This window comes from Cellulosimicrobium sp. NPDC057127 (genome assembly GCF_042670945.1).
Classification (GTDB): Bacteria; Actinomycetota; Actinomycetes; order Actinomycetales; family Cellulomonadaceae; genus Cellulosimicrobium.
In genome coordinates this window covers 137,683-151,858 of sequence record NZ_JBHUUP010000005.1, presented here as the reverse complement: position 1 = coordinate 151,858, position 14,176 = coordinate 137,683, and the positions used below count along the sequence as shown (strand labels likewise).

At 74.3% G+C, this 14,176-nt stretch carries 14 protein-coding genes; 4 read left to right on the top strand and 10 right to left on the bottom strand.

Translation table 11 applies throughout. The annotated features are described in order from the left end of the window. Nucleotides 1-2 precede the first annotated feature (2 nt). Nucleotides 3-1,880 carry a glutamine--fructose-6-phosphate transaminase (isomerizing) gene (glmS, locus tag ACFTZA_RS06945; RefSeq protein ID WP_378192178.1) on the bottom strand — a complete coding sequence of 626 codons (1,878 nt, stop codon included), beginning with the start codon at nucleotides 1,878-1,880 and terminating at the stop codon, nucleotides 3-5. A gap of 62 nt (nucleotides 1,881-1,942) precedes the next feature. Between glmS and ACFTZA_RS06940 the strand changes: the two genes are divergently transcribed. Together ACFTZA_RS06940 and coaA are read left to right on the top strand one after the other, a co-directional pair. Further along, nucleotides 1,943-2,842 carry a DUF72 domain-containing protein gene (locus tag ACFTZA_RS06940; RefSeq protein ID WP_378192176.1) on the top strand — a complete coding sequence of 300 codons (900 nt, stop codon included), beginning with the start codon at nucleotides 1,943-1,945 and terminating at the stop codon, nucleotides 2,840-2,842. A 50-nt stretch (nucleotides 2,843-2,892) separates the two neighbouring features. Next, entirely contained in the window at nucleotides 2,893-3,879 is a 987-nt protein-coding gene (coaA, locus tag ACFTZA_RS06935) for a type I pantothenate kinase (RefSeq protein ID WP_378192174.1), read from the top strand. Nucleotides 3,880-3,898: 19 nt separating this feature from the next. On the opposite strand, the gene ACFTZA_RS06930 is transcribed toward coaA, so the two are convergent. The 7 genes from ACFTZA_RS06930 to ACFTZA_RS06900 all read right to left on the bottom strand — a co-directional run bounded on the left by ACFTZA_RS06930 (nucleotide 3,899) and on the right by ACFTZA_RS06900 (nucleotide 10,952). Continuing rightward, nucleotides 3,899-4,705: a DedA family protein gene (locus ACFTZA_RS06930; RefSeq protein ID WP_378192172.1), complete on the bottom strand. Its 807-nt coding sequence runs from the start codon at nucleotides 4,703-4,705 to the stop codon at nucleotides 3,899-3,901. A 264-nt stretch (nucleotides 4,706-4,969) separates the two neighbouring features. Then, nucleotides 4,970-5,575 (bottom strand): peptide deformylase, encoded by a 606-nt coding sequence (locus ACFTZA_RS06925; protein WP_378192170.1) that lies wholly within the window; start codon nucleotides 5,573-5,575, stop codon nucleotides 4,970-4,972. Between the two features lie 25 nt (nucleotides 5,576-5,600). After that, on the bottom strand, nucleotides 5,601-6,959 hold the full coding sequence (gene glmM, locus ACFTZA_RS06920) for a phosphoglucosamine mutase (protein ID WP_378192168.1): 1,359 nt from the start codon (nucleotides 6,957-6,959) through the stop codon (nucleotides 5,601-5,603). Nucleotides 6,960-7,099: 140 nt separating this feature from the next. Next, nucleotides 7,100-7,588: a 30S ribosomal protein S9 gene (gene rpsI, locus ACFTZA_RS06915; RefSeq protein ID WP_378192166.1), complete on the bottom strand. Its 489-nt coding sequence runs from the start codon at nucleotides 7,586-7,588 to the stop codon at nucleotides 7,100-7,102. Nucleotides 7,589-7,632: 44 nt separating this feature from the next. Next, nucleotides 7,633-8,076: a 50S ribosomal protein L13 gene (gene rplM / locus ACFTZA_RS06910; protein WP_378192164.1), complete on the bottom strand. Its 444-nt coding sequence runs from the start codon at nucleotides 8,074-8,076 to the stop codon at nucleotides 7,633-7,635. Between the two features lie 167 nt (nucleotides 8,077-8,243). Next, a complete protein-coding gene (locus ACFTZA_RS06905) occupies nucleotides 8,244-9,242 on the bottom strand; it encodes a rhodanese-related sulfurtransferase (RefSeq protein ID WP_378192162.1) in 999 nt (332 codons plus the stop codon). 21 nt (nucleotides 9,243-9,263) lie between these two features. Further along, entirely contained in the window at nucleotides 9,264-10,952 is a 1,689-nt protein-coding gene (locus ACFTZA_RS06900; RefSeq protein ID WP_378192160.1) for an ATP-binding cassette domain-containing protein, read from the bottom strand. A 99-nt stretch (nucleotides 10,953-11,051) separates the two neighbouring features. Here ACFTZA_RS06900 and ACFTZA_RS06895 point away from each other — a divergent pair, with 99 nt between their 5' ends. Then, a complete protein-coding gene (locus tag ACFTZA_RS06895) occupies nucleotides 11,052-11,453 on the top strand; it encodes a DUF5709 domain-containing protein (protein WP_378192158.1) in 402 nt (133 codons plus the stop codon). Between the two features lie 34 nt (nucleotides 11,454-11,487). Here ACFTZA_RS06895 and truA read toward each other — a convergent pair whose 3' ends face one another. Then, a complete protein-coding gene (gene truA, locus ACFTZA_RS06890) occupies nucleotides 11,488-12,414 on the bottom strand; it encodes a tRNA pseudouridine(38-40) synthase TruA (protein WP_378192156.1) in 927 nt (308 codons plus the stop codon). 79 nt (nucleotides 12,415-12,493) lie between these two features. Here truA and ACFTZA_RS06885 point away from each other — a divergent pair, with 79 nt between their 5' ends. Next, entirely contained in the window at nucleotides 12,494-13,255 is a 762-nt protein-coding gene (locus ACFTZA_RS06885) for an ROK family protein (protein WP_378192154.1), read from the top strand. Here the strand turns inward: ACFTZA_RS06885 and ACFTZA_RS06880 are convergent. After that, a complete protein-coding gene (locus tag ACFTZA_RS06880; protein WP_378192152.1) occupies nucleotides 13,241-14,056 on the bottom strand; it encodes an alpha/beta fold hydrolase in 816 nt (271 codons plus the stop codon). The genes ACFTZA_RS06885 and ACFTZA_RS06880 overlap by 15 nt on opposite strands. Nucleotides 14,057-14,176 lie beyond the last annotated feature (120 nt).

The window sequence follows — 14,176 nt, the reverse complement described above, 5'->3', positions numbered from 1 at the left end:
GACTACTCGACGGTGACCGACTTCGCGAGGTTGCGCGGCTGGTCGACGTCGAGGCCCTTGGCCGTCGCGAGCGCCATCGCGAAGATCTGCAGCGGCACGACCGCGAGCAGCGGGGACAGCAGCGTCGGCGACTCGGGGATCCAGAAGATCTCGTCGGCGAACGGCCGCACCGCGTCGTCCCCGTCCTCCGCGATCACGAGCGTGCGCGCACCGCGCGCCCGGATCTCCTGGATGTTCGAGATGACCTTCGAGTGCAGACCCTCGCGACCGCGCGGCGACGGCACGATGACGAACACCGGCTGTCCCTCGTCGATGAGCGCGATGGGGCCGTGCTTCAGCTCGCCCGCCGCGAAGCCCTCGGCGTGGATGTACGCGAGCTCCTTGAGCTTGAGCGCGCCCTCGAGCGCCACCGGGAACCCGACGTGCCGGCCCAGGAACAGCACGGACGACGCGTCCTTCATCGACCGGGCCGTGGCGCGCACGTACTCGCCGCGCTCGATGACGGTCTGGATCTTGCGGGGCATCTCCCGCAGGTCCTCGAGGATCGCCGCGATCTCGTCGGGGAACTTGTTGCCGCGCAGCTGCGCGAGGTAGAGGCCCAGCAGGTACGCCGCCGTGATCTGCGACAGGAACGCCTTCGTGGACGCGACCGCGATCTCGGGCCCGGCGTGCGTGTACAGCACCGCGTCGGACTCGCGCGGGATCGTCGACCCGTGCGTGTTGACGATCGAGATGACCTTCGCGCCCTGCTCGCGCGCGTGGCGCACGGCCATGAGCGTGTCCATCGTCTCGCCCGACTGCGTCACGGCGACGACGAGGGTGCGCTCGTCGACGATCGGGTCGCGGTAGCGGAACTCGTGGGCGAGCTCGACCTCGACGGGGATGCGGCACCAGTGCTCGATCGCGTACTTGGCGACGTGCCCGGAGTAGGCGGCCGTGCCGCACGCGACGACGATGATCTTGTCGACGGAGCGCAGCACGGACTCGTCGATGCGCAGGTCGTCGAGCACGAGCTTGCCGGACGTGTCGGTGCGACCGAGGAGCGTGTCCCCGACGGCGTGCGGCTGGTCGTGGATCTCCTTGTCCATGAACGAGGAGAAGCCGCCCTTCTCGGCGGCAGCGGCGTCCCAGTCGACCGTGTAGCGCTTCGCCTCGGCCGGGTTGCCGTCGAAGTCCGTCACCTCGACGGACGTCGGCGTGATGGTGACGACCTGGTCCTGCCCGAGCTCGAGCGCCTCCTTGGTGTGGGAGATGAACGCCGCGACGTCGGAGCCGAGGAAGTTCTCGCCCTCGCCCAGCCCGACGACCAGCGGCGAGTCGTGCCGCGCGCCGACGACCGTGTCCGGCGCGTCCGCGTGGACGGCGAGCAGCGTGAACGTGCCCTCGAGCCGGCGTGCCACGTCCGCCATGGCACGGGTCAGGTCCTTCGTCTCACGGTACGCGCGCGCCAGCAGCTGCGCCGCGACCTCGGTGTCGGTCTCGGACCGGAACACGACGCCCTCGGCCAGCAGCTCCGCCTTGAGCACGGCGAAGTTCTCGACGATGCCGTTGTGGATCACCGCGAGGCGGTCGTCGTCCGCGAGGTGCGGGTGGGCGTTCGTGTCCGTCGGGCCGCCGTGGGTGGCCCAGCGCGTGTGCCCGATCGACGCCGTCGACGCGGGCAGCGGGTGCTGCTCGATCTCGCCGACGAGGTTGCTCAGCTTGCCGGACTTCTTGGCGAACGCCACCGCGTCGATCTCCGGCCCGACGAGCGCGACGCCCGCCGAGTCGTAGCCGCGGTACTCGAGCCGGCTCAGCCCCTCGAGCGCGACGTCGAGGGGTCGCCCCGACGCCTCGCCGACCATGGTTCCCGGGCCCACGTAACCCACGATTCCGCACATGGTCGACGAGTCTAGTCACCGTCCGCCGGGCGTGGGGACGGCCTACGCCCCAGGGTGGTCGCATGCCCACCGTACGGATCGGCCTGTCCGGCTGGCGGTACGCGGACTGGCGCGGACGCTTCTACCCGGCCGGCCTGCCGCAGCGCCGGGAGCTCGAGCACGTCGCGTCCGCCTTCCCGTCGGTCGAGCTCAACGGATCCTTCTACTCGCTCCAGCGTCCGTCGTCGTTCGTCGCCTGGCGCGAGCAGACGCCGGAGGGGTTCACGTTCGCTGTCAAGGGGCCGCGGTTCGTCACGCACATGCGGCGCCTGCGCGACGTGCGTACGCCCCTCGCGAACTTCCTCGCCAGCGGCGTCCTGGCGCTCGGGGACCGGCTCGGGCCGGTGCTGTGGCAGCTGCCCGCACGCACGACGTTCGACGCGCCGACGCTCCGCGAGTTCCTCGGGCTGCTCCCCCGCACGACGGCCGACGCCGCGCGCCTCGCCCGCGAGCACGACGACCGGCTCCGCGCCCCGGCGTGGACCGACGTCGACGCGGACCGCCCGCTCGTCCACGTGCTCGAGCCGCGGCACGCGTCGTTCGCCGACGCCGACGCCCTCGACCTCCTGCGCGAGCACGGCGTCGCCTTCGCCATCTCCGACGGCGCGGGGCAGTGGCCCCTCCTCGAGGCCGTGACGCACCGGCTCGTCTACGTGCGCCTCCACGGTGACGAGGAGCTGTACACGAGCGCCTACCGGCCCCACGTGCTCGACGCGTGGGCCGACCGGGTCCGCCGCTGGCACGCCGACGGCCGCGACGTCGAGCTGTACCTCGACAACGACGTGCACGCGCACGCCCCCGCCGACGCCCGGGCGCTCATGGACCGCCTTCGCGACCTCGCCCTCCCGGGACCCGGGACCCCGGTCGACGTCCCGACCGGACGGCGGGCCCGCGCCGCGAGGGCCCGGGGCGCACGCGCCTGAGCCGGGACAGCCCGCGCGGGCGTCGTCCGGCATCCGGCAGAATCGGGAGGGTGTCCTTCCCCGTTCACGAGGCGACCGATGCCCTCGCCCGTCTCTCGGCCACGCCGTCGTCGCCGTACGTCGACCTCGACCGTGCCGCCTGGAGCCGACTGTCCGAGTCCACGCCGCTGCCGCTGACCGACGACGACGTCGCCCGGCTGCGCGGCCTCGGCGACCCCATCGACCTGGCCGAGGTCGACGCCGTCTACCGACCCCTGTCCCGGCTGCTCACCCTGTACGTGACGGCGACGGCCGGGCTGCACGACGCGACGTCGACCTTCCTGCGCGAGGACACGGCCCGCACGCCGTACGTCATCGGCGTCGCCGGCTCCGTCGCCGTGGGCAAGTCCACGACGGCGCGCGTGCTGCGCGAGATGCTCGCGCGCTGGCCCGAGACCCCGCGCGTCGAGCTCGTCACGACCGACGGGTTCCTGCACCCCAACGCGGAGCTCGCGCGTCGCGGGCTCATGGAGCGCAAGGGCTTCCCCGAGTCCTACGACCGGCGCGCGCTCATCCGGTTCCTGTCGAACGTCAAGGCCGGCCACGAAGAGGTCCGCGCGCCGGTGTACGACCACCTCACGTACGACATCGTCCCGGGCGCCGAGACGGTCGTGCGCAAGCCCGACGTGCTGATCGTCGAGGGCCTGAACGTCCTGCAGCCCGCCCGGCCGAGCGCGCACGACGAGTCCACGGTCGCGGTCTCGGACTACTTCGACTTCTCGATCTACGTCGACGCACGCACGCGCAACATCCGCCAGTGGTACGTCGACCGCTTCCTCGCGCTGCGTGCGACCGCGTTCGCACGCCCCGAGTCCTTCTTCCGCCGCTACGCCGAGCTCACCGACGAGCAGGCCGTGGAGAAGGCCCGCTCGATCTGGGACTCCATCAACGCCCCGAACCTGGAGCGCAACATCCTCCCCACGCGCGGCCGCGCGACGCTCGTGCTCACGAAGGGGTCCGACCACTCGGTCCAGCGCGTGCGGCTGCGCAAGCTCTGAGCCGCGTGGGGCGTGGGCCTCAGCCCGCCCGCCGCCTCTCCTCGCACGCCGCTCCCGGCACCACGCCGTCGTCCGGGACCACGCCGTCGTCCGGGACGGCGCCGTCGTCCGGGACGGTGAGCACCGGTGCGACCGGGTCCTGCCCGAGAGCGACGAGGTCGTCGACCGTGGCGGCGGCCATCGCGGCCGCCGGCCCCGGGACGTGACGGTGCCGGCGCGAGCGCATCATGAGGAGGCGGTCGATGACGAGGCCAACACCGATGCCGAGCACGACGCCCACCACCATCGCGAGCAGCGGTTCGTGTCCGAGCCACTGGGCGGCCACCAGGCCGATGAGCACCGAGTAGAGCGCCCACGTCACGGCCGCGATCGCCGAGAACGCCATGAAGCGACTGCGCCGGTAGCCGACGGCGCCCGCGGTCATGTTCACCGCGACGCGGCCGACGGGGATGTAGCGCGCCGCGAGGATGAAGGACGCGCCACGGTGCGCGAGCGCACGCTCGGCCCAGGCCACGGCCTTCCGGCCGCGTCGGGTCCGCAGGAAGCGCACGCGCTCCGTGCCGACCGCGCGGCCGATGGAGAACGCGATCTGGTCGCCGGTCCACGCGCCGAGCGCGGCGACGAGGAGCACGAGGACGAGGTTGGGCTCACCGGTCGCGTGCGCCGACACGGCGAGCGTGATGATCACCGACTCGCTGGGGACGGGCGGGAAGAACCCGTCGATCGTCGCGAACCCGAACAGGGCCGGGTAGATCCACGCGGACGCCGCGAGAGCGAGAATCCAGGTCTCCAGATTCTCCAGGAAGGTCGACACGGCCTCGGTCACGGGTCCCTCGTTCGTCGGCTGGCACGGACTGCCAGGCTGGCGGCGGCGGACGGACGCCCGACGGTCGGAGCGCCCGCCACTGGTCAAGCCTACGGAGCACGACCCCGCCGTCCATCAGGGTTTCCCCCGGTTTCACCCCAGGGCACCCGGACGACCCGGTCGACCACGAGTCTCGCGTGCCGGGCCGCGACGCGTCGTCATCCCGACGAAGGAGATCTGCGCCGGCACGGGTACGCCGCCAGGACGAGCGGGCTCGTGGGGACGTCAGCGTCCGGCGCCGGGCAGGCGCGCCTGCCCGAGCGTGGACGCGAGCGTGCGCAGGTCCGCGACGTCCACGTAGAGCTCCCCGCGCAGGTGGTCCGTCTCGTGCTGCACGATGCGCGCCGGCCAGCCGGTCAGCGTCCTGTCGAGCGCGACCCCCGCCTCGTCCTGACCCGTCAGGCGCACCGTGCGCGCCCGCGTGCGCTCCGCCTGCCAGCCGTGCACCGACAGGCAGCCCTCCGCGAACGTCCGGGTCTCGTCGCCCACCGCCTCGTAGCGCGGGTTGACGAGCACCTGGAACGGCAGGGGCGGACGCTCGCGGTCGTCGTCCGCCGCACCGGTCCCCGGGTCCTCGACGACGGCGAGCGCGAGGCCCAGACCGACCTGCGGCGCCGCGAGACCCACACCCGGCGCCGCGTGCATCGTCGCGCGCATGGCGGCGAGCAGGGGTGCGAGCAGGTCCCCGAGCTGTCCGGAGTAGGCGACCGCCGGGGTGCGCAGCACGCGGTGGCCGGCCTGCACGATGGGCAGGACGCCGCCGTCGAACGTGTCGAGGAGCTCGCGCACGTGGGCGCGCAGCGCCTCGTCCTCCCCGTGGCGCACGCTCATCGGCGACCTCCTCGCGGGTTCCGGGTCACAGCGCGAGGCGTGCGCGCACGACGGTCGCGAGGTCGTCCGCGACCGCGTCGGCCTGCTGCTGCGTCGCCGCCTCCACCATCACGCGCACGAGCGCCTCGGTCCCGGACGGGCGCAGCAGGACGCGGCCCGTCTCCCCGAGCGTCGCCTCGGCTCGTGCGACGGCGTCGAGGAGCGCCGCGTCGGTCGCGGCCCGGGACTTGTCGACGCCGGACACGTTGACGAGCGTCTGCGGGAGCCGCTCCACGACGCGCGCGAGGTCCGCGAGCTTCTGCCCCGTCGACTGGACGCGGGCCGCGAGCTGCAGGGCCGTGAGGACGCCGTCGCCCGTGGTCGCGTGCCGCGAGATGACGATGTGGCCGGACTGCTCGCCCCCGAGCCCGTAGCCACCCGCCCGCATCTCCTCGAGCACGTAACGGTCGCCGACCGCGGTCTGCACGGTCCGGATACCCGCGGCCCGCATGGCCAGCAGGAGCCCCAGGTTGCTCATGACGGTCACGACGAGCGTGTCGTCGGGCAGCGCGCCCTCGTCCTTCAGGGCGAGCGCGAGCACCCCCATGATCTGGTCGCCGTCGACCACGGCGCCCCCGTGGTCGACCGCGATGCAGCGGTCGGCGTCCCCGTCGAACGCGACGCCGAAGTCGGCCTCGGAGGCGACGACCACGGCCTGGAGCTGCTCGGGGTGGTTGGACCCGCAGGCGGCGTTGATGTTGTGCCCGTCGGGGCTCGCGTTGATGACGACGACGTCCGCGCCCGCGGCGCGCAGCGCCTCGGGGCCGACGTCGCTCGCGGCGCCGTTCGCGCAGTCGACGGCGATCCGCAGCCCGGCGAGCGGCTTGCGGTCCTCGTCCGCGCCGATGCTCGCCATGAGGTGCTCGACGTACGACGTCCCGGCCTGGCCCCTGTCGCGCGACAGACGGCCGACGCCCTCGTGCGTGGGCCGCTCCCAGTCCCCGCCGAGCAGTCCCTCGATCGCGTCCTCGACGGCGTCGTCGAGCTTGACGCCGCCTCGCGCGAGGAACTTGATGCCGTTGTCCTGCATCGGGTTGTGCGACGCCGAGATCACCACGCCGAAGTCGACGTCCGTCGTGCTCGTCAGGTACGCCACGCCCGGGGTGGGCAGCACGCCCACGTCCCGCACGTCGACGCCGGCGCTCGCCAGGCCCGCGGCGACGGCGGCGCCCAGGAACTCGCCCGAGACGCGCGTGTCCCGGCCGATCACCGCGCGGGGGCGGTGCCCCTCCGGCCCGGCGGCCAGCACGCGCGCCGCCGCGACGCCGAGGTCGAGCGCCAGCTCGGCGGTGACGTTGCCGTTGGCCAGGCCCCGCACGCCGTCGGTGCCGAAGAGTCGTCCCATGGAAGTCCTTTCGCCGGGCCGCGCGCCGTCCGCGCGACCACCCGTCCCGCCCCGTCCGTGGGGCCCGTCGTCGTCCGCCCCGCAACGGCCGTCGGCCCCGGCGGACGTGTCCACCGGGGCCGACGATCGTGCGGCGCTGGTCAGCGCTTGGAGTACTGCGGAGCCTTGCGGGCCTTCTTGAGACCGGCCTTCTTGCGCTCGACCACGCGAGCGTCGCGGGTCAGGAAGCCGGCCTTCTTCAGGGCGGGGCGGTTGTTCTCGGCGTCGATCGCGTTGAGCGCCCGCGCGATGCCGAGGCGCAGCGCGCCGGCCTGCCCGGAGGTGCCGCCGCCCGAGATGCGGGCGACGACGTCGAAGCGGCCCTCGACGTCCACCAGCTTCAGCGGCGAGTTGACGAGCTGCTGGTGCACCTTGTTCGGGAAGTACTCCTCGAGCGCGCGCCCGTTGATCTTCCACTGGCCCGTGCCCGGCACGAGGCGGACGCGAGCGACCGCCTCCTTGCGACGGCCCAGGGCCTGGCCGGGGGCGGTGATGCTCTGACCGCGGCCCGTGGGGGCGGCGGACTCGGAGGTGTAGCTGCTGGGGGTCTCGTCACCCAGCGTGTCGGTGTCGACGGTGGTCTCGGCCACGGGTGTGTCCTCGCGTCTCTCTGTCGGCATCGCCCGGGGGGCGATTACTGCGCGACCTGGGTGATCTCGAACGGCTTCGGCTGCTGGGCGGCGTGCGGGTGCTCGGCGCCCGCGTACACCTTGAGCTTGCCGAACTGGGCGCGGCCGAGGCTCGTCTTGGGGAGCATGCCGCGCACGGCGCGTTCCACGGCGCGCTCGGGGTGCTTGTCGAGCAGGTCGCCGTAGGCGACGGCACGCAGACCACCCGGGTAGCCGGAGTGGTTGTAGGCCATCTTCTGCTCGCGCTTGTTGCCGCTGAGGGCGACCTTGTCGGCGTTGATGACGATGACGAAGTCACCGCCGTCGACGTGCGGAGCGAAGGTCGGCTTGTGCTTGCCGCGCAGCAGCGTGGCCACGTGGCTGGCCAGGCGGCCCAGGACGACGTCGGTCGCGTCGATGACGTACCAGTCGCGCTGGAGGTCGCCGGGCTTCGGGGTGTACGTACGCACGGTCGTAGCCTTCGTTTCTGTCAGTGTCTTCTTCGGCCGCTGAAGCGTGCGGTCGAGAGGGCAGTGTCGTTGCGCGGCGGGCTCGTTCGACACCCGCTCCTTGGCCGGCAGCGAGTGGGCGCGCTAGCGACACGGGTGTCGTGAGGTGAGCACAACGACTCAACAGATTACCCGTGCGCGCGGCTCCCGGTCAAAGCGGTCGCCCCCGTGCGCCCCCTGCCCTGCGCCCTGCCGCGGATCTCGTCGTGCGCTCCGCCGTGCAGCTCGGCGTGCGGGACCGGACGTTCGCGCACGCAGACGTCGCACCGCCCCGCACGGCCCACCTCGGCGCAGGCCGTGCAGAACAGTCGCAGCGTCCGGCACGCGGGGTCCGCGCAGTTGTCGTACCGGCCTGTCGCCGCGCCGCACGAGGTGCAGCGCCCGAGCGGGGTCGCCCCGGGCCCGAGCTCGACCTGCATGCGTCGGTCGAACACGTACAGCGAGCCCTCCCAGAGCCCGTCGGCGCCGAACTCCTCGCCGTAGCGCACGACGCCGCCGTCCAGCTGGTACACGTCCTCGAACCCCCGCGACCGCAGCACCGCGGACAGCACCTCGCACCGCACGCCGCCGGTGCAGTACGTGACGACCGGCTGCTGCTTGAGGTGGTCGTAGCGACCCGAGTCGATCTCCGCGACGAAGTCCCGCGTCGTCGCGACGTCCGGGACGACGGCGCCACGGAACCGCCCGATCTCCGCCTCGAACGCGTTGCGGCCGTCGAACATCACGACGTCGTCGCCACGCTCGGCGACGAGGTCGTGCAGCCCCTGCGGGCTCAGCCGCGCGCCGCCCCCGACCACGCCGTGCTCGTCCACCTCGAGCTCCCCCGCCAGTCCGAAGGCGACCAGCTCCGGTCGCACCTTGACGGACAGCCGGGGGAAGTCGTCGCCCGTTCCGTCCGACCACTTGACGTCGACGTCCGCGAAGCCCGGGTAGGCGCGCGTCGTCTTCACGTACTGCTTGAGGTCCTCGACCGTGCCGCCGAGCGTCGCGTTGATCCCGTGCTCGGCGACGATCACGCGCCCGCGCAGGTTCCAGCGCTCGGCGAGCGCGTGCTGCCAGAGCCGGACGGCGTCGGGATCGGGCAGCGGCGTGAAGGCGTAGAACAGCACGATCTTGTGGACGGCCATGCGCCCAGGATAGGGACGCCGTCAGCGCACCCGGTCCACGCGCTCGACGTCCCACACCGGCTCGGGCGTCTCGACGACCCGCCCGTCGGCGCCGACCACGAGGAAGCGGTCGAACCCGCGCGCGAACCAGCGGTCGTGGGTCACGGCGAGCACGGTGCCCTCGAACGCCGCGAGGCCCGCCTCGAGCGCCTCGGCGGAGTGCAGGTCGAGGTTGTCCGTCGGCTCGTCGAGGAGCAGGAGCGTCGCGCCGTCGAGCTCGAGCAGGAGGATCCGGAACCGCGCCTGCTGACCGCCCGAGAGCGTCTCGAAGCGCTGCTGGGCCTGCGCGACGAGGTCGTACCGGTCGAGCGCGCGGCTGGCCTGCTCCTGCCCCAGCCCGGTGCGGTGCCCCTCTCCGCGGTGGAGGATCTCGAGCAGCGTGCGGCCCCGCAGCCCGGGGTGCTCGTGGTTCTGCGCGAACCAGCCCGGGCGCACCCGCGAGCCGAGGACCGCCCGCCCGCTGTGGGCGACCGGTGCGGGCACCGCTCCCGGGGCGCCGTCGGGCACGGTCCCCGGCTCCGGGTCGCTGCCGCCCGCGGCGAGGAGCCGCAGGAGGTGCGACTTGCCGGAGCCGTTCGAGCCCAGGACGGCGACGCGCTCGCCGAAGAACACCTCCAGGTCGAACGGTCGCACCAGCCCCGTGAGCTCGAGCGCCTGGCACGTCACGGCGCGCTTCGCGGTGCGGCCGCCCGTGAGCCCGACCCGCACGCGCTGCCCGGGAGCGAGCGCCTCGGGCGGGCCGGCCTCCTCGAACTTGCGCAGGCGCGTGCGTGCCGCCTGGTAACGGCTCGCGAGACCGTCGTTGAAGGCGGCCTTCGTCTTGAGCGTCCGCACCAGCTCCACGAGCTTCCTGTGCTCCTCGTCCCAGCGCCGCGCGAGCTCGGCGAGCCGGGCGCGCCGGTCCTCGCGGGCCCGGGCCCACGTCGCGAACCCGCCGCCGTGCACCCACACCGTGCCCCCGCCGGGCGTGGGCTCGATCGTCGCCACCTGCGTCGCCGTGCGGGCCAGCAGCTCGCGGTCGTGCGAGACGAAGAGCACCGACTTCGGCGAGGCGACGAGCCGGTCCTCGAGCCACCGCTTCGTCGGGACGTCGAGGGCGTTGTCCGGCTCGTCCAGGAGGAGGACCTGCTCGGGCCCGCCGAGCAGCGCCGTCAGCGCGAGCCGTTTCTGCTCACCGCCCGACAGGGTGCGCAGGTCGCGCCACTGCGCCCGCTCGAACGGGAGGGACAGCACCTCGTCGGTCACCTGGTCCCACGCCGTCTCGGCGTCGTACCCGCCCACGTCGGCCCAGTCCGCGAGCGCCTGGGCGTACCGCATCTGCGCGGGCGTGTCGTCGACCGTCATCACGTCCAGCTCGGCGGCCGCCAGCTCCTGCGCCGCGGCGCGCACCGCCGCGGGTGCGAGCTCGACCAGGAGGTCGCGCACCGTGCGGTCGTCGCCGTCCCGCGCGACCTGCTGACGCATGACGCCGAGCCCGCCGCTGCGCTGCACCGTCCCACCGTGCGGGGACACCTCGCCCGTGACGACGCGCAGGAGGGTGGACTTGCCCACCCCGTTCGGGCCGACCAGCGCGACGCGTGCGCCGTCCGCCACGCGCAGGCTCACGCCGTCGAGGAGCGTGCGCCCGTCGGGCAGGTGATAGGTGACGTCGTTGATCTCGAGGTGTCCCACGGTCCCATCGTCCCCGGCCGGGACGCGTGACGTCACGCTGTTTGCGCACGTCACCCCGGTCGTGCTGCGACACCCGCGCGGAGGTGCGACGGTGTGCGTATGAGCGAAGACACCACCGGCACCAGCCCGGACCCGGAGACGGGGGCCGAGGGCGACAACGACCAGCTCCAGGCCGAGGACACGCTGCTCGACCGCGGCGTCGACGACGTGCTCGACGAGGGCTACTCCCCGCCGGAGCGTCCTCGCGCGAACCACTTCGGCGAGACGCCGTGGGAGGAGGCGCACGGCGAGACGCTCGACCAGCGGCTCGCCGAGGAGGAGCCCGAGGAGTGGGACGGCGACCCGCTGGACCGCCCCGACGAGTCGCGGGCGGGACGCCTCGTGGCCGACTCCGATGCCCTCGACGGGCGGCAGAACGACACGTACGCCGACGACGAGGGCATCGCGGGCGCGGGCGCGAGCGCCGAGGAGGCCGCGGTCCACGTCGTCGAGGAGCCCTGACCTGCGGGACGCCGCCGTGGGGCCACGACTCCCGTCACGGCCGATCGGCGGCGTCCCACACGTCCTCCTCGTTGCGGACCGCGCGGACGCGTTCCGCGCGGTCCGCGAGCTCCGCGTCCGGCGGGTACGTCACCGCCTCGAGGACCAGCCCGTGCGCGGGCACGACGCCGGCCCCGCCGTCGCGACGCCGGCTCGCCAGGAGCGCGGCCGGCCACGCCACGTCCCGGCGCCCCTCCCCCACGGCCAGGGAGGCGCCGACGAGCGCGCGGACCATGTTGTGGCAGAACGCGTCGGCGCGGACGTGCGCGACCACCAGCCCCGCGTCCGGCCCGTCGGCCGGCCGGGACCACGACAGGTGCTGCAGCTCGCGGATCGTCGTCGCCCCGGGCCGCGGCTTGCAGAACGCGGCGAAGTCGCGCACGCCGAGCAGCGGGCGGACCGCCTCGTCCATGGCCGCGACGTCGAGCGGACGGCGGTTCCACAAGGTCCACTCCCGGCGCAGCGGGTCCCGCAGGGCGGGGTCGTCGGCGACGCGGTACGTGTAGGCGCGGTGCAGCGCCGAGAAGCGCGCGTCGAACCCCGCCGGTGCCGGCCGCGCGTCGCGCACGACGACGTCCGGCGGCAGGACCCCGGCGAGCCGGGCGACCAGCGCGGCCCCCGGTGAGCGGTCGGATCGGCCGGGCAGCCCTGCCCACTGCGCCTCGGTGAGATCGACGTGGACCACCTGGCCGCGCGCGTGCACCCCGGCGTCGGTGCGGCCCGCGACGGTCGGACGAGGGGGATCGCCGCGCAGGAGCGTCGCGAGCCCGTCCTCGAGCGCGCCCTGGACCGTGCGCAGTCCCGGCTGCCGCGCCCAGCCCGCGAACGCCGTGCCCTGGTAGGCGAGGTCTAGCCGCACGCGCACGAGGCCCGGTCCGGGGACGTGGGAGGCGGCGGCGGTCGGGGACGGCTCGTCGGTCACGGTCACTCACGGTAGCCGCCGGCGGCGTGCGGTGCGGCGACCGCGCGCGCCGCCGCCCGTCGTGCCTAGGCTGCGGCGCATGACCAGCGACCCGCGCACGCTCGCCGTCGACTGCGGGGGCGGCGGGATCAAGGCGAACGTCCTCGACTCCTCGGGGACCGCGCACGCGGCCCCTCTCCGCGTGCCCACCCCCTACCCGCTGCCGCCCGAGCTGCTCGTCGAGACCGTCGCCGACGTCGCCGCCCGTCTGCCGGCCGCGGACCGCGTGACCGTCGGCATGCCGGGCATGATCCGGCGGGGCGTCGTCGTGCACACGCCGCACTACGTCACGCGCAGCGGTCCGCGCTCGCGCGTCGACCCCGCGCTCGTGGCCGCGTGGTCGAGCTTCGACGTGCAGGCCGCGGTCGCACGTCGTCTCGGCGTCCCGGCGCTGGTGCTGAACGACGCGGAGGTGCACGGCGCCGGGGTGGTCGCCGCGTCCGGGCTCGAGCTCGTGCTCACGCTCGGCACCGGCCTCGGCTCGGCGCTCTTCCACGGCGGTCGGCTCGCCCCGCACCTCGAGTGGTCGCGCGCCCCGGTGCGCCGCGGCACGTCGTACGACGCGTACGTCGGGGAGCCCGAGCGACGACGCCTCGGGAACGCGCTGTGGTCGCGACGCGTCCTCGCCGTCGTCGAGGGCCTGCGTCCCGTGTTCTGGTGGGACCGGCTCTACCTCGGCGGGGGCAACTCGCGGCTGATCACGCCCACGGTGCTCGACCGCCTCGGCGACGACGTCGTCGTCGTGCCGAACTCCGCGGCGCTCGTCGGCGGCGCGCGCGCGTGGGACCTACCGCCGTCCTGACGGCACCGGCTCGCCTGCCCGGGCCGCCGGCGTCGCGGCCGGTGCAGGGACCGCACCCCGCCCTGCGGCGACGTCGGCGACCGCCTCGAGCAGCACGCGCGAGAACGCCACCGGCTGGTCGAGGCTCACGAGGTGGCGAGACCCCGGCACGACGACGAGACGGGCGCGCGCTCCCCCGCGTCGGGCCGCCGCGAGGAACGTCCGCTCACCGGTGCGGAAGTGGTCCCACCGGCCGTTGACGAGCCACACCGGGCTGTCCGCCGCCGCCAGCGCCGCGAGCGGGTCGGCGCCACCCACCTCGCGCAGGATCGCGGACATGACGTCGAGCGCGAAGCCCCCGGCTCCGAGGTCGACAGCGGCCTGCCGGGACATCGTGCGGTCGACGAGCGCCTGGTTCAGCGCCGCTCCGCCGTCGGGCAGCCGCTCGATGCGCTGCGCGGCCAGCAGCCACGCCGCGCGCAGCCGCGTCGCCGGGACGGTCGAGCAGCCCGCCGCGACGAGCCCCAGGATGGCACCGGGGCGCCGCGCGCGGGCCTCGACGGCGACGTAGCCACCCAGCGACAGCCCCACGAGGAGCGCGCCGCCCCCGAGGGCGTCGACGCCACGCAGCACCGCGTCGACGGCTCCGTCCAGCGTGAACTCCTCGCCCCGCCGGTCGCCGTGCCCGGGGAGGTCCACCGCGAGGGCATGCACGCCGGCGCGTGCGAGCGTCTCCTCCTGAGCGCGCCACATGGTGCGCGACGTGCGCGACCCGTGCACGAGGAGCACGGGCGGAGGAGGTGCGAGATCGGGCGGCAGCACCCCTCGACCCTAGGAGGTGGGCGGACCGGCCGCACGGCCTGCGGCGTGCGCGGACGGTTCCGGGGACCCGCCCCTGCTGAGCCACGACGCGGACGACGACGGGCCCGGAACCGTGCGGTT